Below are 24,483 nucleotides of genomic sequence, written 5' to 3' on the forward strand. Positions count from 1 at the left end.
CCTCACCCTGACCCTCTCCCACGGGGAGAGGGCACAAAGATAAAAAACGGCAACCGAAGTTGCCGTTTTACTTTTATTTCGCAATACGCTTGTACTTAATTCGCTTCGGCTCCAGCGCGTCTGCGCCCAGCGTGCGTTTCTTGTACTCTTCGTATTCGGTGAAGTTACCTTCGAAGAACTCCACTTTCCCTTCATCCTGGTAGTCCAGGATGTGGGTGGCGATACGGTCAAGGAACCAACGGTCGTGCGAGATAACCATGGCACAGCCCGGGAACTCCAGAAGGGCGTTTTCCAGCGCGCGCAGGGTTTCGATGTCGAGGTCGTTGGTTGGTTCATCGAGCAGCAGTACGTTACCGCCAACCTGCAGCAGCTTCGCCAGATGCAGACGACCACGCTCACCACCGGACAACTCGCCGACGCGTTTACCCTGATCGGTACCTTTGAAGTTAAAGCGGCCAACGTAGGCACGGCTTGGCATCTCGGTGTTACCGATACGCATGATATCCAGCCCGCCGGAGACTTCTTCCCACACGGTTTTGCTGTTATCCATTGCGTCACGGAACTGGTCAACGGACGCCAGTTTCACCGTTTCACCCAAGGTGATAGAGCCGCTGTCAGGCTGCTCCTGACCGGACATCATACGGAACAGGGTGGATTTACCCGCGCCGTTCGGACCGATGATACCGACGATGGCACCCTTCGGTACGGAGAAGGAGAGATCGTCGATCAGCACGCGGTCACCGTAAGATTTACGCAGGTTGCTGACTTCGACCACTTTATCCCCCAGACGCGCGCCAGGTGGAATAAACAGTTCGTTGGTTTCGTTACGTTTCTGGTATTCGGTGTTGTTCAGCTCTTCAAAGCGTGCCAGACGGGCTTTGCCCTTAGACTGACGGCCCTTCGTGCCCTGACGTACCCATTCCAGCTCTTTCTCAATAGACTTACGGCGTGCTGCTTCAGCAGACGCTTCCTGCGCCAGACGCTGATCTTTCTGCTCCAGCCAGGAAGAGTAGTTGCCTTCCCATGGGATACCCTCGCCGCGGTCCAGCTCCAGGATCCAGCCCGCCACGTTGTCGAGGAAGTAACGGTCGTGGGTGATCGCCACCACGGTGCCTTCGAAGTCGTGCAGGAAGCGTTCCAGCCACGCCACGGATTCCGCATCCAGGTGGTTAGTGGGTTCGTCGAGCAGCAGCATGTCTGGTTTTTCCAGCAGCAGACGGCACAGCGCCACGCGGCGACGCTCACCACCGGAGAGGTTGGCAATTTTCGCATCCCAGTCTGGCAGACGCAGGGCGTCAGCGGCGCGCTCCAGCTGCACGTTCAGGTTGTGACCGTCGTGCGCCTGGATAATCTCTTCAAATTTGCCTTGCTGAGCGGCCAGTTTATCGAAGTCCGCATCTGGCTCGGCGTATTTGGCATACACTTCATCCAGACCTTTCAGCGCGTTAACCACTTCGGATACCGCTTCTTCAACCGATTCACGAACGGTGTGTTCAGGGTTCAGCTGAGGTTCCTGCGGCAGGTAGCCAATTTTGATGCCTGGCTGCGGACGGGCTTCACCTTCGATGTCTGTATCGATGCCGGCCATGATGCGCAGCAGGGTGGACTTACCGGCACCGTTGAGGCCCAGAACACCGATTTTTGCGCCCGGGAAGAAGCTCAGCGAGATATTTTTAAGAATATGACGTTTCGGCGGTACCACTTTGCCGACACGATGCATGGTATAAACGAATTGAGCCACGTTGGACTTCGCCTCTTTTATCGTGATGAAAAGGAATTTCAGCCTCGAAGTGTAGCCTTTTTCCCGCCCTAATCCCAGCCAGGAACGTCGGGAGTGTTAAAACGCGCAGGAAAGGTAAAAAAGTGTCCGTAACGTGGCGCGTTCCGGGATGCCTGGTTAGCATAAGTTAATTAGACTTTGACGTGGCAAGACGCTGCAATTGACGAAAAAACAATGAGGAAGAGCTTGTGGAAAAAGCCAAACGGGTGGTCTGGCGTCTGCTGGCGGCCAGCGTATGCGTAATGGCGGTAAGCCAGGCGGTGCATGCCGATTCACTGGATGAACAACGTAACCGCTACGCCCAGATTAAACAGGCGTGGGACAACAAACAGATGGATACTGTGCAGGCGTTGATGCCGACGCTGAAAGACTATCCTCTCTATCCCTATCTGGAGTATCGCCAGATTACTGACGATCTCATGAATCAACCCACGGTCACCGTGAATAACTTCATTCAGGCGAACCCGACCCTGCCGCCCGCCCGGAACCTGCAGTCTCGTTTTGTAAACGAGCTGGCGCGTCGTGAAGACTGGCGCGGACTGCTGGCGTTCAGCCCGGAAAAACCGAACACCACGGAAGCCCAGTGTAACTATTACTATGCAAAATGGGCCACCGGTCAGCAGGAGGAAGCCTGGGCAGGGGCAAAAGAGCTGTGGCTGACCGGGAAAAGCCAGCCGAACGCCTGTGATTCGCTCTTTGGTGCCTGGCGTGCTTCCGGTAAACAGGATCCGCTGGCTTACCTTGAACGTATCCGTCTGGCGATGAAAGCCGGAAACACGCGTCTGGTGATGGCTCTGGCGGGTCAAATGCCGTCGGATTACCAGACCATTTCCACGGCCGTGATGTCGCTGGCAAACGACCCCAACAGCGTTCTGACCTTTGCCCGCAGCACGGGAGCGACCGATTTTACCCGACAGATGGCGGCGGTGGCCTTTGCCAGCGTGGCGCGTGACGATGTCGAAAACGCGCGGCTGATGATCCCGCAGCTGGTGCAGGCACAGCAGCTCAATGAAGAGCAAACCCAGGAACTGCGCGACATCGTGGCGTGGAGACTGATGGGCTCGGACGTAACCGACGAACAGGCCCGCTGGCGGGACGATGCCATTATGCGCTCCAACTCCACGTCGCTGGTGGAACGTCGCGTGCGCATGGCGCTGGGGACGGGCGATCGTAAAGGCCTTAATACCTGGCTTGCGCGTCTGCCGATGGAAGCCAAAGAGAAAGACGAATGGCGCTACTGGCAGGCGGATCTGCTGATGGAGCGGGGACGCGATGACGAAGCTAAAGAGATCCTCCACGCGCTGATGCAGCAGAGGGGCTTCTACCCGATGGTGGCCGCGCAGCGTCTGGGTGAGGAGTACACCTTCCGCATTGATAAAGCGCCGGGTAACGCCAGCCCGGCGTTGACCCAGGGGCCGGAAATGGCGCGCGTGCGCGAGCTGATGTACTGGAATATGGACAACACCGCCCGTAGCGAGTGGGCGAATCTGGTCACCAGCCGCACTACGGATGAGAAAGCCCAGCTTGCCCGTTACGCCTTTGATAACCACTGGTGGGATCTGAGCGTTCAGGCGACGATCGCCGGTAAGCTGTGGGATCATCTTGAAGAACGTTTCCCGCTGGCCTACAAAGATCTGTTCGATCGCTACACCAGCGGTAAAGATATTCCGCAAAGCTACGCCATGGCGATTGCCCGTCAGGAGAGCGCCTGGAACCCGAAAGTCCGTTCCCCGGTAGGGGCCAGCGGCCTGATGCAGATTATGCCGGGCACGGCGACGCATACGGTGAAGATGTTTAATATCCCGGGATACAGCAGTCCATCACAGCTGCTGGATCCGGATACCAACATCAACATTGGTACCAGCTATCTGCAGTACGTCTATCAGCAGTTTGGTAACAACCGCATTTTCGCCTCTGCGGCGTATAACGCGGGCCCAGGGCGTGTGCGTACCTGGCTGGGTAACAGCGCCGGACGCATCGACGCCGTGGCGTTTGTCGAGAGCATTCCGTTCTCAGAAACGCGCGGCTACGTGAAGAACGTGCTGGCGTATGATGCCTATTACCGTTACTTCATGGGGCAAAAAGATACCCTGATGAGCGATGCGGAGTGGCAGAGACGTTACTGATTGGGATGGGTTGTGTTATGCTGTACTCGTTAATGAGTACAACAGGCGGCATAACATGACCCAGCATTCCCCGTATTCCTCGGCACTGGCCGAACAACGTCATCAGGAGTGGCTTCGTTTTGTGGAGTTGCTCCGCCAGTCTTACGACCAGGATCTGCATCTACCCCTGCTGCAACTGATGCTGACGCCTGACGAGCGTGAGGCGTTGGGCACGCGCGTGCGGATCATCGAAGAGTTACTGCGCGGTGAGATGAGCCAGCGTGAGCTCAAAAACGAGCTTGGCGCGGGGATCGCGACGATCACCCGCGGTTCAAACAGCCTGAAGTCTGCGCCGGTTGAGCTGCGTCAGTGGCTGGAAGCGGTATTGCTGAAAAACGCCGGATGACGGCTGCGCCTTATCCGGCCTATACGTTCAACGATAAATGGCGTTATGGAACGGGCTTAACGCCAGGATCACCGCCTGATGGTAAACGCTTGAGCGCGTAAGCGCGCCAGCAGTAAAGACGCCAATCGCCCCTTCTTTACGGCCTATTTCATCAATGCCGGTGTACTGCGACATCACTGGCCCGAGCGCTTCGCCTGCGCGCACTTTTTCCAGAATGATGTCCGGCAGCGGCAGGGTGGCCGAGCGTGCTTCACCGCGCTGTTCACGACTTTCGATAACCACCCAGCTAAACGTCGCGCCTTCGTCAATTCCCGCTTCAATGGCGACCCAGAAGTCGGCATCGGGTGCGGCCGCTTTCGCATTTAACACGCGATTTCGTGCGCCAGCGCGCGTTTCTTCGCTGCCAAACGGCTGTTCAGGAACGCCACTCTCGACGCCGACGGCATCAATATGGCAGGATCCTTCGCCGAAAATCTCTTCAAATGCCCTTAGAATTGCCTGAATTTTGGCAGGATTGGTGGTAGCAGAGACAACATGGTGCATAATTAAGCTCGATTCAAAAAAACTCATCGCAGTATAACGGAAAAAAAGCATGTTACAGGTATACCTTGTTCGCCACGGTGAAACGCAGTGGAACGCCGAGCGACGTATTCAAGGCCAGTCCGACAGTCCTCTCACTGAAAAGGGTGTGCAGCAAGCGTGGCAGGTGGCAGAACGTGCCAGAACGCTGGGCATTACCCATGTCATCACCAGCGATTTAGGTCGCACGCAGCAGACGGCGCGCATAATTGCTGATGCCTGTGGTTGTGATGTGCTGCTTGAACCGCGCCTGCGCGAGCTGGATATGGGGGTGCTCGAAAAACGCCATATCGATACGCTGACGGAAACGGAAGAGGGCTGGCGCCGCACGCTGGTTAACGGTACCGAAGATGGCCGTATCCCTGAGGGCGAATCCATGCAGGAGCTGAGCGTGCGTATGCATGCTGCGCTGGCGGAATGCCTGAAGCTGCCAGCCGGAAGCCGTCCACTGCTGGTGAGTCACGGGATTGCGCTGGGATGTCTGGTCAGCACCATTCTGGGGTTACCGGCCTATGCGGAGCGCCGTTTGCGTCTGCGCAACTGCTCTATTTCCCGTATTGATTATCAGGAAAGCGCGTGGCTGGCGTCGGGATGGGTCGTTGAGATGGCAGGGGACATTTCGCATCTTGATGCCCCTGCACTGGATGAACTGCAGCGTTAACGACGGATCGGGATTAAGAATTCCATCCGCAGATTAATGGGGCCTTCTTCCGGTTTCGCATCGCTTGCCGGGTAGTAGCGCTCAATATCCTGACCTTTACGGCGATTCAGGTTCAGCATAGGCATGCATGTTCCGTAAACGGTCAGGATGAATTCCTGCACGCCCGTTCCCAGCCCTTCGTAGGAGAACATCACATACTCTCCGCCTTCCAGCACGACCGGTTTAGAGCCCTGAATATAGCCATTGGCCATCTCCGGCGTTAACGCGGTGGTGTAGAACACCTCCTGCTCGTCGTCTTTTTCCTGGCTTGGATGCGTTTCGTTGAGACCATACAGGATAGGCGGGATCGCCGGGGCATGGCTCAGGAAGTCGCGCCAGAACTGAACGCGCATTTGATGGCGGAACTCAGAAATCTGCTCCAGAGAACAGGTGTAGCTCTGTGTCGTACCGATCAAATGGGTTTCCGGCAGGGTAATGATTTCGTACTTCGGCATGGCGAACTCGCCCAGACGCAGCGGCGGGCGCATACCGTATGAACTCCAGTCAGGTGAACGGCGATAGAGTGCCGGCGTCAACGAGAACTGTTTTTTAAAGGCTCGGGTGAACGTTTGTTGCGAGTCGAAACGATACTGCAGGGCAATATCAAGAATGGGCCGCGCGGTCAGGCGTAAGGCCACCGCAGATTTAGATAAACGACGTGCGCGAATATAGGCACCGATAGCATGACCGGTGACATCCTTGAACATCCTTTGCAGATGCCACTTGGAATAGCCTGCTTTAGCCGCCACATTATCCAGTGACAAAGGCTGGTCAAGATGACCTTCCAGCCAGGTTAGCAGGTCGCGAATAATTCCAGCCTGATCCATATACTATCCTCATCCTTAAAACAGCAGGTGCCTGATAACAGGTTAGCGGATAATAGCATTTTTTGATGTTTTAGCATTCAGTGTTTTTTTTGCTCATTAATGCTTTTTGTCCTGCGTTTTGGGTGAATATATTCTAATCCTGTGATCTTGCTACATTTTTGTCTAACGTGTTGAATAATCGCTCAACGTAATATTAAGAAATGGTAACAATATGAAATATAAGACATTGCTCTTAACAGCCTTACTGCTGATAGCGGGCCGCGCGGCGCAGGCGGAACAGATTGGTTCTGTCGACACCGTGTTTAAAATGTTTGGGCCGGACCACAAAATTGTGGTGGAGGCGTTTGACGATCCGGATGTGAAAAACGTCACCTGCTACGTTAGCCGGGCAAAAACCGGGGGGATTAAAGGCGGTCTGGGGCTGGCCGAGGATACATCCGATGCGGCCATCTCCTGCCAGCAGGTCGGGCCGGTTGAACTGAGCGAGAAAATCAAAAACGGCAAAGCGCAGGGGGATGTGGTGTTCCAGAAACGGACGTCGCTGGTCTTCAAAAAGCTGCAGGTGGTGCGTTTTTACGATGCTAAACGTAACACCCTGGCCTACCTTGCCTACTCCGACAAAGTAGTGGAAGGTTCACCGAAAAACGCGATTAGCGCGGTGCCGATTATGCCGTGGCGGGAATAAAAAAACGGCGCTTTCGCGCCGTTTTTTTATGGTGTTGACTGCAGGATCACTCCTGCAGGTCACCGCAGAAACGATAGCCTTCGCCGTGGATCGTGGCGATGATTTCCGGCGTATCTGGCGTAGATTCGAAATGTTTACGAATACGACGGATGGTCACGTCTACAGTACGGTCGTGTGGCTTCAGCTCACGGCCGGTCATTTTCTTCAGCAGTTCTGCACGGGACTGAATTTTGCCCGGGTTTTCACAGAAGTGCAGCATCGCGCGGAATTCACTGCGCGGCAGTTTATACTGCTCACCGTTCGGGCTGATCAGTGAACGGCTATTGATATCAAGTTCCCAGCCGTTGAATTTGTAGCTGTCTACGCTACGACGCTCTTCGCTGACGGTGCCCAGGTTCATGGTGCGGGACAGCAGGTTGCGTGCACGAATGGTTAACTCGCGTGGGTTAAACGGTTTGGTGATGTAGTCATCCGCACCGATTTCCAGGCCAAGGATCTTATCAACTTCGTTATCACGGCCTGTCAGGAACATTAATGCGACGTTCGCCTGTTCACGCAGTTCGCGCGCCAGCAGAAGGCCGTTTTTACCTGGCAGATTGATATCCATAATGACCAGGTTGATATCATTTTCAGAAAGGATCTGATGCATCTCTGCGCCATCGGTCGCTTCAAAGACATCGTAGCCTTCTGCTTCGAAAATGCTCTTCAACGTGTTGCGTGTTACCAACTCGTCTTCAACGATAAGAATGTGCGGGGTCTGCATGTTTGCTACCTAAATTGCCAACTAAATCGAAACAGGAAGTACAAAAGTCCCTGACCTGCCTGATGCATGTCGCAAATTAACATGACCGGGCTAACGTGACTAAAGTACGTAATTGCGTTCTTGATGCACTTTCCATCAACGTCAACAACATCATTAGCTTGGTCGTGGGTACTTTCCCTTTGGACCCGACAGTGTCAAAAACGGCTGTCATCCTAACCATTTTAACAGCAACATAACAGGCTAAGTGACACCTGACACCCAATAAAACTACGCTTCGTTGACATATATCAAGTTCAATTGTAGCACGTTAACAGTTTGATGAAATCATCATAGCTAAATGCTAGCCTTTGTCACAATTTTTCAATAAACCAACTAGTTGCGGATCTTGATTGATAAACGTTACGAATCCAACTTAAATCGCGTATTCACCCTGTCATTATCATTATAAAACATAAGGATAATCAGGTTCTGTTAACATTCTAAATGATTGTTCAGCTACAAAATAGTTTAGCGCTTTTAATTTGTTATGAAACGCTATTTCGGTGATTTGTGTTGCAAAATTGTAAATTCGCGCCGCGTAATATGTTGACGCGCATCACAGTAATCCCCGCTAACTGATTAAAAAGAGAGCATAAATGCATCTGTCGATTGTACTGGTCGCGCCAGCCAGAGCTGAAAATATAGGCGCTGCGGCGCGTGCCATGAAGACCATGGGGTTCACCGATTTGCGTATTGTGGACAGCGCTGCTCACCTGGAGCCCGCGGCGCGTTGGGTGGCGCACGGGTCGGGCGATATTCTTGATAATATAACCACTTACGACACGCTCGCCGACGCGCTGCACGATATTTCGTTTACCGTTGCGACCACGGCGCGCAGTCGGGCTAAGTTCCACTATTACGCCACGCCAGCGGAACTGGTACCGATGATGAGCGAGAAAAGCCAGTGGCTGGAAAAAGCGGCGCTGGTGTTTGGGCGGGAAGATTCAGGATTAACAAACGACGAACTGGCGCTCGCGGATGTGCTGACGGGGGCTCCAATGGTCGCGGATTACCCGTCCCTGAATTTAGGCCAGGCGGTGATGGTCTATTGTTATCAATTAGCGTCCTTAATACAAATTCCTCAACCGCCAGCGGTGGGTACCGACGAAAACCAGCTGGCCGCGCTGCGTACGCGCGTTGACAACCTGCTGATGCAACTTGGCGTGGCGGATGACCAAAAAATGGCTGACTGGCTGCAGCAGCGTCTTGGGCGTCTGGAGCAGCGCGATACGGCAATGCTGCACCGTTTGCTGCACGATATCGAAAAAAAATTAGCCGAGTAAAATGCTGCCATAAGTTTTTACTATGGCGTAAGCGTCTGAAGTTAAGGGTTGCCTCTGGCGGAATCGGATGAAAATAAATCTGCACGCAGCGGGACGTAAGAATACGCTGAATTGTGATCAAATTAAAAATTCATTGACTTAAGGTGCCCGATCCTTTAACCCTAAAAGAATACAGCACAGACAGATAATAATGACAGAGTACACAACATCCATGAAACGCATCAGCATCACCACCATTACCACAACCATCATCATTACCACAGGTAACGATGCGGGCTGACGCGTACAGGAAAAACAGAAAAAAGCCCGCACCTGAACAGTGCGGGCTTTTTTTTCGGCTAAAGGAAACGAGGTAGAACCATGCGAGTGTTGAAGTTCGGCGGTACATCAGTGGCAAATGCAGAACGCTTTCTGCGTGTTGCCGATATCCTGGAGAGCAACGCCAGGCAGGGACAGGTCGCGACCGTTCTCTCTGCGCCGGCAAAAATCACTAACCACCTGGTGGCGATGATTGAAAAGACCATTGGCGGTCAGGATGCACTTCCGAACATTAGCGATGCCGAGCGTATCTTCGCCGAGCTGCTGCAGGGGCTGGCGGAGGCACAGCCAGGTTTCCCGCTCGTACAGCTGAAAGCCTTCGTAGAACAAGAATTTGCCCAGATTAAACATGTGCTGCACGGTATCAGCCTGCTGGGTCAGTGCCCGGACAGCATCAACGCGGCGTTAATTTGCCGCGGTGAGAAACTCTCTATCGCCATCATGGCGGGCCTGCTGGAAGCGCGCGGCCATCACGTCACGGTGATTGATCCGGTTGAAAAACTGCTGGCAGTGGGCCACTACCTCGAATCCACCGTTGATATTGCTGAATCAACCCGCCGCATCGCTGCGAGCAAAATTCCTTCTGACCATATGATCCTGATGGCGGGCTTCACCGCCGGCAATGAAAAGGGTGAACTGGTGGTGCTGGGCCGTAACGGCTCTGATTACTCTGCTGCTGTGCTGGCCGCCTGTTTACGCGCGGACTGTTGCGAGATCTGGACTGACGTTGACGGCGTATACACCTGCGACCCGCGCCAGGTACCGGACGCCAGGCTGCTGAAGTCGATGTCTTACCAGGAGGCGATGGAGCTTTCCTACTTCGGCGCGAAAGTGCTTCACCCTCGTACCATCTCCCCCATTGCCCAGTTCCAGATCCCTTGCCTGATTAAAAATACCGGTAACCCGCAAGCGCCTGGCACGCTGATTGGCGCCAGCACCGACGAAGATGGCCTGCCGGTGAAAGGCATCTCCAACCTCAACAACATGGCAATGTTCAGCGTCTCCGGGCCTGGTATGAAAGGGATGGTTGGCATGGCGGCGCGCGTGTTTGCCGCAATGTCACGCAATGGGATCTCTGTGGTGCTGATCACCCAGTCCTCATCGGAATACAGCATCAGCTTCTGCGTGCCGCAGGGTGACTGTCTGCGCGCCCGTCGTGCGCTGGAAGAAGAGTTCTATCTGGAGCTGAAAGAAGAACTGCTGGAGCCGTTATCCATTCAGGAACGTCTTGCGGTTATCTCCGTGGTTGGCGACGGTATGCGTACGCTGCGCGGCATTTCCGCCAAGTTCTTTGCCGCGCTGGCGCGCGCCAATATTAATATCGTGGCGATTGCCCAGGGCTCATCCGAGCGTTCTATTTCGGTGGTGGTTGATAACGATGACGCGACTACCGGCGTACGCGTGGTTCATCAGATGCTGTTCAACACCGATCAGGTGATTGAGCTGTTCCTGATTGGCGTGGGCGGCGTTGGCGGTGCGCTGCTGGAGCAGGTGAAGCGTCAGCAGGAGTGGTTGAAGAAGAAGCATATCGATCTGCGCGTCTGCGGGATCGCCAACTCAAAAGCGCTGTTGACCAACGTTCACGGGCTGAACCTGGAAAACTGGCAGGCCGAGTTGAACGAGGCAAAAGAGCCGTTCAACCTTGGGCGTCTGATCCGTCTGGTGAAAGAGTATCACCTGCTGAACCCGGTGATTGTCGATTGTACGTCGAACCAGGCGGTTGCCGATCAGTACGCGGACTTCCTGCGCGAAGGCTTCCACGTGGTCACGCCGAACAAAAAGGCCAACACCTCGTCGATGGATTACTATCACCAGCTGCGTCTGGCGGCGAGCAAATCGCGTCGCAAGTTCCTGTACGACACCAATGTGGGGGCGGGCCTGCCGGTTATCGAAAACCTGCAGAACCTGCTGAACGCGGGCGACGAACTGCAACGTTTCTCCGGCATTCTCTCCGGCTCGCTGTCCTTTATTTTCGGTAAGCTGGATGAAGGGATGAGCCTCTCAGAAGCAACCCGCGCCGCGCGTGAACTGGGCTACACCGAGCCGGATCCGCGTGACGATCTCTCCGGTATGGACGTGGCGCGCAAACTGCTTATTCTGGCGCGCGAAACGGGCCGTGAACTGGAGCTTTCCGATATCGTGATAGAACCCGTGCTGCCGGCTGAATTTGACAGCAGCGGTGACGTCAGCGCCTTTATGGATAATTTACCGCAGCTGGATGACGCTTTTGCCGCACGCGTGGCGAAAGCCCGTGATGAAGGTAAGATATTGCGCTATGTTGGCAACATTGAAGAAGATGGCGTGTGCCGGGTGAAGATTGCCGAAGTCGATGGCAACGATCCGCTGTACAAAGTCAAAAACGGCGAAAACGCCCTGGCGTTTTACAGCCACTATTATCAGCCATTGCCGCTGGTGCTTCGCGGCTATGGCGCAGGGAACGATGTTACGGCGGCGGGTGTGTTTGCCGATCTGCTGCGTACCCTGTCATGGAAGTTAGGAGTTTAACATGGTCAAAGTTTATGCCCCGGCTTCCAGCGCCAATATGAGCGTCGGGTTTGATGTGCTGGGTGCGGCGGTGACGCCGGTGGACGGTTCACTATTGGGCGATACGGTCACGGTGGAAGCGGCAGAAAGTTTCAGCCTGAATAACGTGGGACGTTTTGCCAGCAAGCTGCCGTCCGAACCGCGCGAGAATATTGTCTATCAGTGCTGGGAGCGTTTCTGTCAGGAGATCGGGAAAAACGTGCCGGTCGCCATGACGCTGGAAAAAAGTATGCCGATTGGCTCTGGCCTGGGGTCAAGTGCCTGCTCTGTTGTGGCCGCGCTGGTGGCGATGAATGAGCACTGCGGCAAACCCCTGAACAATAGCCGTCTGCTGGGGTTAATGGGTGAGCTGGAAGGCCGCATCTCTGGCAGTATCCACTACGATAACGTCGCGCCGTGTTTCCTCGGCGGTATGCAGTTGATGATCGAAGAAAATGGCATCATCAGCCAGCAGGTGCCAGGGTTTGATGAGTGGCTGTGGGTCCTGGCCTACCCGGGTATCAAAGTGTCTACTGCGGAAGCGCGGGCGATCCTGCCTGCGCAGTATCGCCGTCAGGACTGCATCGCCCACGGGCGTCATCTGGCAGGCTTTATTCACGCCTGTTATACCCGTCAGCCACAGCTGGCGGCGAAATTGATGAAAGATGTGATTGCCGAACCGTATCGTACGAAGTTGCTGCCTGGCTTTAATGAGGCGCGACAGGCATCGCTTGATATTGGCGCGCAGGCGTGCGGCATCTCCGGCTCCGGCCCGACGCTGTTCGCCCTGTGCGATAAGCCAGACACCGCGCAGCGCGTGGCGGACTGGCTCTCTAAACACTACCTGCAAAATCAGGAAGGCTTTGTTCATATTTGCCGTCTGGACACGGCTGGCGCACGAGTACTGGGATAACGAATGAAACTCTACAATCTGAAAGATCATAACGAGCAGGTCAGCTTCGCGCAGGCGGTGACTCAGGGACTGGGCAAAAATCAGGGGCTGTTCTTCCCTCACGATCTCCCTGAATTCCCGCTGACCGACATTGATGAGCTGCTGAAGCAGGACTTTGTCACTCGCAGCACAAAAATTTTGTCTGCGTTTATCGGCGACGAAATCCCGCAGGAGTTGCTGGAAGAGCGCGTACGTGCGGCGTTCGCCTTCCCGGCACCGGTTCAGCAGGTTGAGCCGGATGTGGGCTGTCTGGAGCTGTTCCACGGCCCAACCCTGGCGTTTAAAGACTTCGGCGGCCGCTTTATGGCGCAGATGCTTACCCACATCAGCGGCGACAAGCCGGTCACCATTCTGACCGCTACCTCCGGGGATACCGGTGCCGCCGTGGCGCATGCTTTTTACGGTCTGAAGAACGTACGCGTGGTGATCCTCTATCCGAAAGGCAAGATCAGCCCGCTCCAGGAAAAACTGTTCTGCACCCTCGGCGGTAACATTGAAACCGTGGCGGTAGATGGCGACTTCGATGCCTGTCAGGCGCTGGTGAAACAGGCCTTCGATGATGAAGAGCTGAAGGCCGCGCTGGGGCTCAACTCTGCTAACTCCATTAACATCAGCCGCCTGCTGGCGCAGATTTGCTACTACTTTGAAGCGGTTGCCCAACTGCCGCAAGAGGCGCGTAATCAGCTGGTGGTTTCGGTACCGAGCGGAAACTTTGGCGATCTGACCGCGGGCCTGCTGGCGAAATCCCTCGGGCTGCCGGTGAAACGCTTTATCGCGGCGACCAACGCCAACGACACCGTGCCACGCTTCCTGAAAGACGGTAAATGGGCGCCGAACGCGACCCAGGCGACGCTCTCTAACGCGATGGACGTGTCACAGCCAAACAACTGGCCGCGCGTGGAAGAGCTGTTCCGCCGTAAAGTGTGGCGTCTGGGCGATCTGGGCTATGCGGCGGTCAACGATGAAACCACCAAAAGCACTATGCGTGAGCTGAAAGCGGTGGGGTATACCTCTGAACCGCATGCGGCGATTGCTTACCGTGCGCTGCGCGACCAGCTTAATCCTGGCGAGTATGGCCTGTTCCTGGGGACGGCGCATCCGGCAAAATTCAAAGAGAGCGTGGAAGAGATTCTGGGTGAAACGCTGCCGCTGCCGAAAGAGCTGGCGGATCGCGCTGACCTGCCGCTGCTCTCTCATGAGCTGCCGGCGGATTTTGCCGCGCTGCGTAAGCTGATGATGACCCGAGCGTGATTTTTTGCCCGGTGGCGCTGCGCTTACCGGGCCTGCAACAATCTCAATCGTAGGCCGGGTAAGCGAAGCATCACCCGGCTTTTTTGTGAAGAAAATAAGGAGAAAAATAGCAGGGAAAAAGCAGAAATTCCCAATAAATGCGGTCACTTAGCGTTTAGGATTGCAGAGAATAACATCCCCGGTTCCCCTCACGTAATCTCCTTACATCGGCCCACGTTGGGCAAGAATCATAAGGAGTCACCGATGTCTAAACTGAAACCTGCGCTGATTGCGCTTTCACTGATGCTGGTCGCTCCCATGGCGGTACAGGCATCCGAAATCACCCTGGTTCCGGCGGTCAAACTGCAGATTGGCGATCGGGATAATAACGGCCATTACTGGGACGGCGGCCGCTGGCGCGACCATGACTGGTGGAAGGCGCATTATGAGTGGCGCGATAACCACTGGCGTCCACATGATGAGCATCGCGATCGTGACGAACGTCATGACCACCGCCACGACGATCACCGACCAGGCCCGGACTGGAAGCATCACTAATACAAACCCCGCCAGCAGGCGGGGTTGTTTTTTTACTGTTCGTGACGCTTAAATACCAGTTCCCCTTTCCCTGACGCTTCCTCGTCAAAGAAATACCCCTCGCTGTTGAAGCCGGTGAGCTGCTCTGGCTTCGTCAGGCGGTTTTGTATGATGTAGCGGCTCATCAGGCCACGCGCTTTTTTGGCATAGAAGCTGATGACCTTAAACTTGCCGTTTTTCTCATCAAGGAAGACCGGTTTAATAATTTCCGCATCGAGCTTCTTCGGCTTCACCGATTTGAAGTATTCATCGGAGGCGAGGTTAATCACCACGTTATCCCCCTGCGCGTGCAGGGCTGCGTTCAGCTTATCGGTGATAATGTCGCCCCAGAAATGGTACAGATCTTTGCCTTTGGCGTTTTCCAGGCGGATGCCCATCTCCAGACGATAGGGCTGCATCAGATCCAGCGGGCGCAGCACGCCGTACAGGCCTGAAAGCATACGCAGATGCTGCTGGGCAAAATCGAAATCGGCTTCGCTGAACTCTTCTGCCTGCAGGCCGGTATAGACATCGCCCTTGAAGGCCAGAAGCGCCTGGCGCGCATTCGCAGGAGTAAAGTCAGGATGCCACTCATGGAAGCGGGTCGCGTTGAGATCGGCGAGCTTATCACTGATGCTCATCAGAGAGGCGATTTGCGGCGCGGAGAGCTTACGCGCCTCGTGAATCAGCTGTTGCGAGTAGTCCAGCAGTTCAGGCTGGGTATAACGCTCGGTCGCGAGCGGGCTCTGGTAGTCGAGCGTTTTTGCAGGTGAAATCAGAATCAGCATATCCAGTCCTTGCAGGAAATTTAAGGCGACTTTAGCAAAAAATCGCCCTGAATTGATCGATAGCTGTTATTGCCGCGGCAAATCATCCCACGTGCCGGGCGCAATCTGCGATTTGATTTCGGGATAGCGCGAGGCGTCAAACACCGGCGGAACCCCCAGCTTACGCTGGCGAAGGTAGTCCCGGGCGATGAGGGTGACTACGGGCGAGAGCAGCAAAATCGCCGTCAGGTTGGTGATCGCCATCAGCGCCATAATCACGTCCGCCAGTTGCCAGACCACCGGCATGCTGAGCAGAGAACCCACGATGACCATCAGCAACATGCCCAGGCGCAACAGGTTGAGCATGGGGCGAGAGTTGAGCTTCAGGAAAATGAGGTTGTTCTCGGCGTAAAGGTAATTGACGACCATTGAGCTGAAGGCGAACAACAGCAGAATGAGCGAAACAAATCCCGCTCCCCAGCCACCGGTAAGGTTCACCAGCGCCTGCTGAAGAAGCTGTATCCCGCCGGCTTCCGTTGAGTGAGAGATTGGGCCTGCCAGCAGCAAGATCATGGCGCTAGAGGAGCAGATAATAATCGTGTCCGTGAAGACCCCAATCATCTGCACAATGCCCTGCGCGGCCGGGTGAGGGGGCCAGGAAGCGGCCGCCGCCGCGGCATTGGGGGTAGACCCCATTCCGGCTTCGTTAGAGAACATACCGCGTTGAAAACCCGCCATCAGCGCCTGGCTAAAGGTATAGCCCAGCGCACCCGAAGCCGCTTCACGCCAGCCAAAGGCGCTGCTGAAAATGGTCGCAATCACATCCGGCACCTGGTCGATATGCAACGCAGCGACAAGCAGACTGGCCGCAACCCAGAGCAAGGCCATAATGGGAACCAGCCACTGCATCAGGCGGGCTGTACCCTTAAGACCGGTAGAGATGGTCAGTAGTATGCAGAGGGCTAACCCCGCGCCGGTGAGCCATTCCGGACAGGCGAAGGCATAGCGCAGGGCATGGGCGACAGAATTTGCCTGGACGGTGTTGAAAATCAGGCCATAGGCGACGAGTAAGAAAAGTGAGAACAGCACGCCCATCCAGCGCATTCCTAAGCCGCGCGCCATGTACCAGGCAGGGCCACCGCGAAACTGGCCATGATGATCTTTTTCTTTATAGAGCTGGGCGAGAGAGCATTCGGCAAAGGACGTTGCCATGCCGATAATTGCCGTCACCCACATCCAGAAAACCGCCCCCGGCCCACCGGCGCTGATAGCCAGCGCGACCCCCGCCAGGTTACCGCTGCCAAGCCGTGCCGCAAGGCTGGTGCACAGCGCCTGGAACGAGGTTAATCCACCGGGTTGTGGCGTGACGCTGTTTTTCAGACTTCTGCCAAATTTGCGGATATAACGAAACTGGATAAAACCGCTGCGTAACGTAAACCATATACCTGCTGCCAGAAGCAGGTATATCATTATCGAACCCCAGAGCACTTCGTTAATAAAGAAAAAGAAATCAGGCATTAACGTCCCTCATGTTGATGCCAGGGTAAGGATGTAAGCGCTACCACATATTGGGCGTACTGTTACGTAGCTGCCTCTTAATATTCCGAGTTTATCATACATTGGCTAAGCGCACTGTCTGCGGTTGCGCTACCCCTCTGTCGTGTTATCATCAGGGCAGACCGGTTACATCCCCCTAACAAGTAAACCTGTCATTTTTCCGCTGCAGGCATGCTGTCGGTAGCGTGAATTATCCAGGGCACGTTAAAAGAGAAACACTATCATGACGGATAAATTGACCTCCCTTCGTCAGTTCACCACTGTCGTAGCTGACACCGGAGATATCGCGGCAATGAAGCTGTACCAGCCGCAGGATGCCACAACTAACCCTTCTCTGATCCTTAACGCCGCGCAGATCCCTGAGTATCGCAAACTGATTGACGACGCCGTGACCTGGGCGAAAGCACAGAGCAACGACCGCGCGCAGCAGGTTGTGGATGCCACTGATAAACTGGCAGTGAACATCGGTCTGGAGATCCTTAAACTGGTTCCTGGCCGCATCTCTACCGAAGTGGATGCGCGTCTCTCCTACGACACCGAAGCGTCTATCGCGAAAGCCAAACGTCTGATCAAAATGTATAACGATGCGGGTATCAGCAATGACCGTATCCTGATCAAACTGGCTTCTACCTGGCAGGGTATCCGCGCTGCTGAACAGCTGGAAAAAGACGGTATCAACTGTAACCTGACGCTGCTGTTCTCCTTCGCGCAGGCGCGTGCATGTGCGGAAGCGGGCGTATACCTGATTTCTCCGTTCGTGGGTCGTATTCTGGACTGGTACAAAGCCAATACCGACAAGAAAGAGTACGCCGCGTCTGAAGATCCAGGCGTGATTTCCGTGACTGAAATCTACGAATACTACAAACAGCACGGTTATGAGACCGTTGTTATGGGCGCAAGCTTCCGTAACGTCGGCGAAATCATCGAACTGGCTGGCTGTGACCGCCTGACCATCGCACCAGCGCTGCTGAAAGAGCTGGCTGAAAGCGAAGGTACCATCGAGCGTAAACTGTCTTACACCGGTGAAGTGAAAGCGCGTCCAGAGCGTATCACTGAATCCGAGTTCCTGTGGCAGCACAACCAGGATCCAATGGCGGTAGACAAACTGGCTGACGGTATCCGTAAGTTTGCTATTGACCAGGAAAAACTGGAAAAAATGATCGGCGATCTGCTGTAATCATTCTGCGTGACCGGGCTCCCGGTCACGCGACTTCTTTCGTACTCTGTCTGAAATTCCCCTCTGCGTGTATCATTCCCTTTAATCAGTACTTTTTGAATGGAATGGATATGAATACCTTACGCATCGGCTTAGTGTCGATTTCTGACCGCGCCTCAAGCGGTGTCTATCAGGACAAAGGCATCCCCGCTCTTGAAGAGTGGCTGGGGAGCGCGCTGACCACCCCGTTTGAAATCCAGACCCGCCTGATCCCGGACGAACAGCCGATCATCGAGCAGACGTTGTGTGAGCTGGTGGATGAGATGAGCTGCCACCTGGTGCTGACCACCGGCGGAACCGGTCCTGCACGTCGTGATGTGACACCAGATGCTACGCTTGCTATAGCTGACCGTGAAATGCCGGGCTTCGGTGAACAGATGCGCCAGATTAGCCTGCACTTTGTTCCAACGGCGATCCTCTCCCGTCAGGTGGGGGTGATTCGCAAGCAGGCGCTGATCCTGAATCTGCCGGGCCAGCCTAAGTCGATCAAAGAGACGCTGGAAGGGTTAAAAGCGGATGACGGCAGCGTGATCGTCCATGGGATCTTTGCAAGTGTACCGTATTGTATACAGCTGCTGGACGGGCCGTATGTCGAAACTGATGACAAAGTAGTAGCAGCATTTCGTCCTAAAAGCGCACGTCGCGAAACAATCTCCTGAAAATAACCATTATGTGACATTAGCTGAAGCTGCTGTGGTGTGCTAAAAGTTTTACGGTATAGTAATTTTTTCTTTACGATAGCTGTAATAATAATTCCACAACACACGCTAAATGGTTCGCTATGTCACATAACACCCGACCTCTGAATCGACAGGACTACAAAACTCTTACGCTCGCGGCCCTGGGCGGCGCGCTGGAGTTTTACGATTTCATCATCTTTGTTTTCTTTGCCGCTGTGGTGGGGGAGTTGTTCTTCCCGGCGGATATCCCGGAATGGCTGCGTCAGGTGCAAACCTTCGGTATTTTTGCTGCCGGGTATCTGGCGCGTCCTCTTGGTGGGATTGTGATGGCGCACTTTGGCGATCTTGTCGGGCGCAAGAAGATGTTTACCCTCAGTATCCTGCTGATGGCCGTGCCGACGTTGGCCATTGGTCTGCTGCCAACCTACGCCTCGATGGGCATTCTCGCCCCGTTATTGTTGCTGCTGATGCGTATTCTTCAGGGGGCGGCCATCGGCGGTGAAGTGCCGGGGGCGTGGGTGTTTGTCGCGGAGCATGTTCCGGCGCGCCGCATTGGTATCGCCTGCGGAACCTTAACCGCGGGGTTAACGGTGGGGATTTTGCTCGGTTCCGTGGTCGCGACAATTGTGAATACCAGCATGACGCAACAGGCCGTACACGACTGGGGCTGGCGTCTGCCGTTCCTGCTGGGCGGGGCGTTTGGCCTGGTGGCGATGTACCTGCGCCGTTGGCTCCAGGAGACACCGATTTTCCTCGAAATGCAGCAGAGCAAAGCGCTGGCACAAGAGTTGCCCGTTAAAGCCGTCGTGGTGCGTCATAAAAAAGCGGTGGTGGTGTCGATACTGCTTACCTGGTTGCTCTCGGCAGGCATTGTGGTGGTGATTTTGATGTCGCCGGTCTGGCTGCAAAAGCAGTACGGCTTTGCCCCGGCGGTGACCTTACAGGCGAACAGTATCGCCACGGTTATGCTCTGCTTCGGCTGCCTGGCCGCCGGGCTGGCTGCGGATCGTTTCGGTGCCAGCGTAACCTTTATCGTTGGCAGCCTGTTACTGGCGGGCTCAAGCTGGGCGTTTTACCATCTGGCCGGTAGTCATCCTGAACAGCTGTTCCTTTTATACGGCGTGGTAGGGCTGTGCGTTGGCGTGGTGGGGGCGGTGCCTTATGTGATGGTTCGGGCCTTCCCGCCAGAAGTCCGCTTCACCGGCATCTCATTCTCATACAATGTTTCATATGCCATCTTCGGTGGACTGACGCCGATTGCGGTTACGGTATTGATGGGCGTGTCACCGCTGGCACCTGCCTGGTATGTGCTGGCGTTGTCGCTGATGGGGCTGGTGTTGGGGATTTGGCTTCGCCAGATGGGAGAATGTCGTGCCCGCGAGGCGGACACGACAGAGGGATCAGTGTTTTTCACCAATCGGTAAAATGGTGCGGTCAAACTGCTCGTTCAGCACTTCACCCATTGCCAGGTAGATAGCGCTTGCGCCGCAAACCAGACCAATCCAGCCTGCAACGTGAACGATGCCTTCGTTGTCCACCAGATGACCAATCGCCAGCAGGGCGAACAGCACGGTCAGGCTCAGGAAGACAAACTGCAGTGCGCGGTTACCCTTGAGGGTGCCAAAGAACATGAACAGGGTGAAGACACCCCACAGGCCCAGGTAAACGCCCAGGAAATGGGCGTTTGCCGCCTCTGCCAGGCCCATTTTAGGCATCAGCAGAATGGCGACCAGGGTCAGCCAGAAGGAACCGTAAGAGGTAAAGGCGGTTAAGCCGAAGGTATTGCCTTTCTTATATTCCAGCAGGCCCGCGAAGATTTGCGCGATACCGCCGTAAAAAATGCCCATCGCCAGGATAATGCCGTCCATCGGGAACATCCCGATGTTGTGCAGGTTCAGCAGAATGGTGGTCATGCCAAAACCCATCAGGCCCAGCGGAGCCGGATTAGCCAACTTAGTGTTGCCCATAAGTCCTCAAAAAAATCATCATTAATATGGTGAAATGGTTAAACCCGCGACAGTACTCCCTGAAGGGGCGCGGCATCATAATGGGCGCAAACGATGCCGTCTATGATCTCGTCAGGGTGAAATTAAAATTTTTTTTATCCTTCCCCCCTTGATGGATGACGTTGCGACCCCATCTTGTAAGCAACCGCAGTGTGTGGACCTGAAAAAAATCAAATCTGGGCAGTTGAAAAAGCACGTTCTGCCCTTATTACAGGTACACAACCACATGTTGACTGAATTTTTAGTGGAGACGTTTAGATGGGTAAAATTATTGGTATCGACCTGGGTACTACCAACTCTTGTGTAGCGATTATGGATGGCACTACTGCACGTGTGCTGGAGAACGCCGAGGGCGATCGCACCACGCCTTCTATCATTGCCTATACCCAGGATGGTGAAACTCTGGTTGGTCAGCCGGCTAAACGTCAGGCAGTGACGAACCCGCAAAACACCCTGTTTGCGATTAAACGCCTGATTGGCCGCCGCTTCCAGGACGAAGAAGTTCAGCGTGACGTTTCTATCATGCCTTACAAAATCATCGCAGCAGATAACGGCGATGCATGGCTTGATGTGAAAGGCACCAAAACAGCACCACCTCAGATCTCTGCTGAAGTGCTGAAAAAAATGAAGAAAACCGCAGAAGATTACCTGGGTGAGCCGGTAACTGAAGCAGTTATCACCGTTCCTGCGTACTTCAACGATGCTCAGCGTCAGGCAACTAAAGATGCTGGCCGTATCGCAGGTCTGGAAGTAAAACGTATCATCAACGAACCAACCGCTGCTGCTCTGGCTTACGGTCTGGATAAAGAAGTTGGCAACCGTACTATCGCGGTTTACGACCTGGGTGGTGGTACCTTCGATATCTCTATTATCGAAATTGACGAAGTAGACGGCGAAAAAACCTTCGAAGTTCTGGCAACCAACGGTGATACGCACCTGGGTGGTGAAGACTTCGATACCCGTCTGATCAACTATCTCGTTGACGAATTTAAGAAAGATCAGGGCATTGACCTGCGTAACGACCCGCTGGCTATGCAGCGCCTGAAAGAAGCCGCTGAGAAAGCGAAGATCGAACTCTCTTCCGCTCAGCAGACCGACGTGAACCTGCCGTACATTACTGCAGACGCGACCGGTCCTAAGCACATGAACATCAAAGTGACCCGTGCGAAACTGGAAAGCCTGGTAGAAGACCTGGTGAACCGTTCTATCGAGCCACTGAAAGTTGCACTGCAGGATGCTGGCCTGTCCGTGTCTGATATCAACGACGTTATCCTCGTTGGTGGCCAGACCCGTATGCCGATGGTTCAGAAGAAAGTGGCTGAATTCTTTGGTAAAGAACCACGTAAAGACGTTAACCCGGATGAAGCAGTGGCAATTGGTGCTGCGGTTCAGGGCGGCGTGCTGACCGGTGATGTTAAAGACGTTCTGCTGCTGGACGTTACCCCACTGTCTCTGGGTATCGAGACCATGGGTGGCGTAATGACGGCGCTGATCAGCAAAAACACCACCATCCCAACCAAGCACAGCCAGGTGTTCTCTACCGCTGAAGATAACCAGTCTGCGGTAACCATCCATGTGCTGCAGGGTGAGCGTAAGCGTGCGTCTGATAACAAATCTCTGGGTCAGTTCAACCTGGATGGTATTAACCCGGCACCACGCGGCATGCCGCAGATCGAAGTGACCTTCGATATCGATGCTGACGGTATTCTGCACGTTTCCGCGAAAGACAAAAACAGCGGTAAAGAGCAGAAGATCACCATTAAGGCCTCTTCCGGTCTGAACGAGGAAGAGATCCAGAAAATGGTTCGTGAAGCGGAAGCCAACGCGGAATCTGACCGTAAGTTCGAAGAACTGGTTCAGACCCGTAACCAGGGTGACCATCTGCTGCACAGCACCCGTAAGCAGGTTGAAGAAGCAGGCGATAAACTGCCAGCGGAAGACAAAACTGCTATCGAAGCTGCACTGAGCGCGCTGGAAACGTCTCTGAAAGGCGAAGACAAAGCGGATATCGAAGCGAAGATGCAGGAGCTGGCACAGGCTTCTCAGAAGCTGATGGAAATCGCTCAGCAGCAGCATGCCCAGCAGCAGGCAGGCGCTGACGCTTCAGCGAACAACGCGAAAGACGACGACGTTGTCGACGCTGAGTTCGAAGAAGTTAAAGACAAAAAATAATCGCCCTGATGCAGGGTAATTAATCGGCACGGGCGTAGGAGAACTCTCCACGCCCGTGCTCGCATGTTAAGGGGCTTAAAAAAACCAATGGCAAAGCAAGACTATTACGAGATTTTAGGCGTTCCGAAAACTGCGGAAGAGCGTGAAATCAAAAAGGCGTATAAGCGCCTGGCCATGAAATTCCACCCGGATCGCAACCAGGGTGACAAAGAGGCTGAAGCTAAATTTAAAGAGATCAAAGAAGCCTACGAAGTCCTGACCGATGCACAAAAACGTGCGGCCTATGACCAGTACGGTCACGCAGCCTTTGAACAGGGCGGCATGGGTGGCGGTGGATTCGGTGGCGGCGGCTTTGGCGGCGGCGCTGATTTCAGCGATATCTTTGGCGACGTTTTCGGCGATATCTTCGGTGGTGGCCGCGGTCGTCAACGCGCAGCGCGTGGTGCGGATCTGCGCTACAACATGGAGCTGACGCTGGAAGAGGCCGTTCGCGGTGTCACCAAAGAGATCCGTATCCCGACGCTGGAAGAGTGTGACGTTTGCCATGGCAGCGGTGCGAAAGCGGGTACGCAGCCACAAACCTGTCCAACCTGTCACGGTTCCGGTCAGGTGCAGATGCGTCAGGGCTTCTTCGCCGTCCAGCAGGCGTGTCCGCACTGTCATGGTCGTGGGACGCTGATTAAAGATCCATGCACCAAATGCCACGGCCACGGTCGCGTTGAGAAAACCAAAACCCTGTCCGTTAAAATCCCGGCTGGCGTAGATACGGGTGACCGCATCCGTCTGGCAGGTGAAGGCGAAGCAGGTGAGCACGGCGCACCAGCAGGCGATCTGTACGTTCAGGTGCAGGTGAAACAGCACGCTATCTTTGAGCGTGAAGGCAACAACCTCTACTGTGAAGTCCCGATCAACTTTGCTATGGCAGCGCTCGGTGGCGAAATTGAAGTGCCTACACTGGATGGGCGCGTGAACCTGAAAATCCCAGGCGAAACGCAGACCGGTAAGCTGTTCCGCATGCGCGGTAAAGGCGTGAAATCCGTTCGCGGTGGTGCGCAGGGCGACCTGCTGTGCCGCGTGGTGGTTGAAACCCCGGTTGGCCTGAACGACAAGCAGAAACAGCTGTTAAAAGAGCTGCAGGAAAGCTTTGGCGGCCCGACGGGTGAGAAAAACAGCCCACGCTCCAAAAGCTTCTTCGATGGCGTCAAAAAATTCTTCGATGATTTGACCCGCTAAATCGTTAGCTGGTAACTATCCTTTAAAAACCCGGAAGCGATTCCGGGTTTTTTATTTCTTGTTCGAAAGCTCGGTTAAACTGAGTA

General features: G+C 54.6%; 23 protein-coding genes and 1 other annotated feature. Of the genes, 16 read left to right on the forward strand and 7 right to left on the reverse strand.

Annotated elements, in window-relative coordinates; genetic code table 11:
• Window positions 1-73 precede the first annotated feature (73 nt).
• Window positions 74-1,741 (reverse strand): energy-dependent translational throttle protein EttA, encoded by a 1,668-nt coding sequence (ettA, locus tag AK59_RS0109915; protein ID WP_013095500.1) that lies wholly within the window; start codon window positions 1,739-1,741, stop codon window positions 74-76.
• 227 nt (window positions 1,742-1,968) lie between these two features.
• On the opposite strand from ettA, the gene sltY reads away from it, so the two are divergent.
• Both sltY and trpR read left to right on the forward strand, forming a co-directional pair.
• Window positions 1,969-3,906 carry a murein transglycosylase gene (gene sltY, locus AK59_RS0109920; protein WP_013095501.1) on the forward strand — a complete coding sequence of 646 codons (1,938 nt, stop codon included), beginning with the start codon at window positions 1,969-1,971 and terminating at the stop codon, window positions 3,904-3,906.
• A gap of 55 nt (window positions 3,907-3,961) precedes the next feature.
• Entirely contained in the window at window positions 3,962-4,291 is a 330-nt protein-coding gene (trpR, locus tag AK59_RS0109925) for a trp operon repressor (protein ID WP_013095502.1), read from the forward strand.
• 27 nt (window positions 4,292-4,318) lie between these two features.
• On the opposite strand, the gene yjjX is transcribed toward trpR, so the two are convergent.
• Window positions 4,319-4,834: an inosine/xanthosine triphosphatase gene (yjjX, locus tag AK59_RS0109930; protein ID WP_029882672.1), complete on the reverse strand. Its 516-nt coding sequence runs from the start codon at window positions 4,832-4,834 to the stop codon at window positions 4,319-4,321.
• A 49-nt stretch (window positions 4,835-4,883) separates the two neighbouring features.
• On the opposite strand from yjjX, the gene gpmB reads away from it, so the two are divergent.
• Window positions 4,884-5,531 (forward strand): 2,3-diphosphoglycerate-dependent phosphoglycerate mutase GpmB, encoded by a 648-nt coding sequence (gene gpmB, locus AK59_RS0109935; protein ID WP_013095504.1) that lies wholly within the window; start codon window positions 4,884-4,886, stop codon window positions 5,529-5,531.
• Here gpmB and robA read toward each other — a convergent pair.
• Window positions 5,528-6,397 (reverse strand): MDR efflux pump AcrAB transcriptional activator RobA, encoded by an 870-nt coding sequence (robA, locus tag AK59_RS0109940; RefSeq protein WP_013095505.1) that lies wholly within the window; start codon window positions 6,395-6,397, stop codon window positions 5,528-5,530. The two genes, gpmB and robA, sit on opposite strands and share 4 nt — an antisense overlap.
• Before the next feature lie 211 nt (window positions 6,398-6,608).
• Here robA and creA point away from each other — a divergent pair, with 211 nt between their 5' ends.
• On the forward strand, window positions 6,609-7,082 hold the full coding sequence (gene creA / locus AK59_RS0109945; RefSeq protein WP_013095506.1) for a protein CreA: 474 nt from the start codon (window positions 6,609-6,611) through the stop codon (window positions 7,080-7,082).
• A gap of 46 nt (window positions 7,083-7,128) precedes the next feature.
• Here creA and arcA read toward each other — a convergent pair whose 3' ends face one another.
• The gene (gene arcA, locus AK59_RS0109950; protein WP_003856501.1) at window positions 7,129-7,845 is read right to left on the reverse strand and encodes a two-component system response regulator ArcA; all 717 of its coding nucleotides are present in this window, start codon (window positions 7,843-7,845) and stop codon (window positions 7,129-7,131) included.
• Window positions 7,846-7,940: 95 nt separating this feature from the next.
• Here arcA and yjjY point away from each other — a divergent pair, with 95 nt between their 5' ends.
• The 7 genes from yjjY (at window position 7,941) to AK59_RS0109980 (ending at window position 14,748) form a co-directional block, all read left to right on the forward strand.
• On the forward strand, window positions 7,941-8,081 hold the full coding sequence (gene yjjY, locus AK59_RS1000000124935) for a protein YjjY (protein ID WP_001541509.1): 141 nt from the start codon (window positions 7,941-7,943) through the stop codon (window positions 8,079-8,081).
• Between the two features lie 399 nt (window positions 8,082-8,480).
• A complete protein-coding gene (locus tag AK59_RS0109955) occupies window positions 8,481-9,167 on the forward strand; it encodes a tRNA/rRNA methyltransferase (protein WP_029882673.1) in 687 nt (228 codons plus the stop codon).
• Between the two features lie 211 nt (window positions 9,168-9,378).
• Window positions 9,379-9,447, forward strand: coding sequence for a thr operon leader peptide (gene thrL, locus AK59_RS1000000124355; protein WP_015572623.1), 69 nt, complete (start codon window positions 9,379-9,381; stop codon window positions 9,445-9,447).
• Window positions 9,386-9,503: a sequence feature (Thr leader region), on the forward strand. Its footprint overlaps the gene before it by 62 nt.
• 24 nt (window positions 9,504-9,527) lie before the next feature.
• Window positions 9,528-11,990, forward strand: a complete 2,463-nt coding sequence (thrA, locus tag AK59_RS0109965) for a bifunctional aspartate kinase/homoserine dehydrogenase I (protein WP_029882674.1) — start codon at window positions 9,528-9,530, stop codon at window positions 11,988-11,990.
• Between the two features lies 1 nt (window position 11,991).
• Entirely contained in the window at window positions 11,992-12,921 is a 930-nt protein-coding gene (gene thrB / locus AK59_RS0109970) for a homoserine kinase (protein ID WP_013095510.1), read from the forward strand.
• A 3-nt stretch (window positions 12,922-12,924) separates the two neighbouring features.
• Window positions 12,925-14,211 (forward strand): threonine synthase, encoded by a 1,287-nt coding sequence (thrC, locus tag AK59_RS0109975; protein ID WP_029882675.1) that lies wholly within the window; start codon window positions 12,925-12,927, stop codon window positions 14,209-14,211.
• Window positions 14,212-14,454: 243 nt separating this feature from the next.
• A complete protein-coding gene (locus AK59_RS0109980; protein ID WP_029882676.1) occupies window positions 14,455-14,748 on the forward strand; it encodes a DUF2502 domain-containing protein in 294 nt (97 codons plus the stop codon).
• Window positions 14,749-14,780: 32 nt separating this feature from the next.
• Here AK59_RS0109980 and yaaA read toward each other — a convergent pair whose 3' ends face one another.
• Window positions 14,781-15,554, reverse strand: a complete 774-nt coding sequence (yaaA, locus tag AK59_RS0109985; protein WP_013095513.1) for a peroxide stress protein YaaA — start codon at window positions 15,552-15,554, stop codon at window positions 14,781-14,783.
• Between the two features lie 66 nt (window positions 15,555-15,620).
• Window positions 15,621-17,051: an alanine/glycine:cation symporter family protein gene (locus AK59_RS0109990; protein ID WP_029882677.1), complete on the reverse strand. Its 1,431-nt coding sequence runs from the start codon at window positions 17,049-17,051 to the stop codon at window positions 15,621-15,623.
• A 262-nt stretch (window positions 17,052-17,313) separates the two neighbouring features.
• On the opposite strand from AK59_RS0109990, the gene tal reads away from it, so the two are divergent.
• The 3 genes from tal (at window position 17,314) to AK59_RS0110005 (ending at window position 20,410) form a co-directional block, all read left to right on the forward strand.
• A complete protein-coding gene (gene tal / locus AK59_RS0109995; RefSeq protein ID WP_013095515.1) occupies window positions 17,314-18,267 on the forward strand; it encodes a transaldolase in 954 nt (317 codons plus the stop codon).
• 110 nt (window positions 18,268-18,377) lie between these two features.
• Window positions 18,378-18,965, forward strand: coding sequence for a molybdopterin adenylyltransferase (gene mog, locus AK59_RS0110000; RefSeq protein WP_013095516.1), 588 nt, complete (start codon window positions 18,378-18,380; stop codon window positions 18,963-18,965).
• Between the two features lie 122 nt (window positions 18,966-19,087).
• The gene (locus tag AK59_RS0110005; RefSeq protein ID WP_029882678.1) at window positions 19,088-20,410 is read left to right on the forward strand and encodes an MFS transporter; all 1,323 of its coding nucleotides are present in this window, start codon (window positions 19,088-19,090) and stop codon (window positions 20,408-20,410) included.
• Here the strand turns inward: AK59_RS0110005 and satP are convergent.
• The gene (satP, locus tag AK59_RS0110010; RefSeq protein ID WP_013095518.1) at window positions 20,387-20,953 is read right to left on the reverse strand and encodes an acetate uptake transporter; all 567 of its coding nucleotides are present in this window, start codon (window positions 20,951-20,953) and stop codon (window positions 20,387-20,389) included. The genes AK59_RS0110005 and satP overlap by 24 nt on opposite strands.
• 297 nt (window positions 20,954-21,250) lie before the next feature.
• Between satP and dnaK the strand changes: the two genes are divergently transcribed.
• Window positions 21,251-23,164: a molecular chaperone DnaK gene (dnaK, locus tag AK59_RS0110015; RefSeq protein ID WP_013095521.1), complete on the forward strand. Its 1,914-nt coding sequence runs from the start codon at window positions 21,251-21,253 to the stop codon at window positions 23,162-23,164.
• A gap of 87 nt (window positions 23,165-23,251) precedes the next feature.
• On the forward strand, window positions 23,252-24,397 hold the full coding sequence (gene dnaJ / locus AK59_RS0110020; RefSeq protein ID WP_014830600.1) for a molecular chaperone DnaJ: 1,146 nt from the start codon (window positions 23,252-23,254) through the stop codon (window positions 24,395-24,397).
• Window positions 24,398-24,483 lie beyond the last annotated feature (86 nt).

Origin of the sequence: Enterobacter sp. T1-1 (assembly GCF_000710795.1) — a bacterium.
In the GTDB taxonomy this organism is placed as follows: Bacteria; Pseudomonadota; Gammaproteobacteria; order Enterobacterales; family Enterobacteriaceae; genus Enterobacter; species Enterobacter cloacae.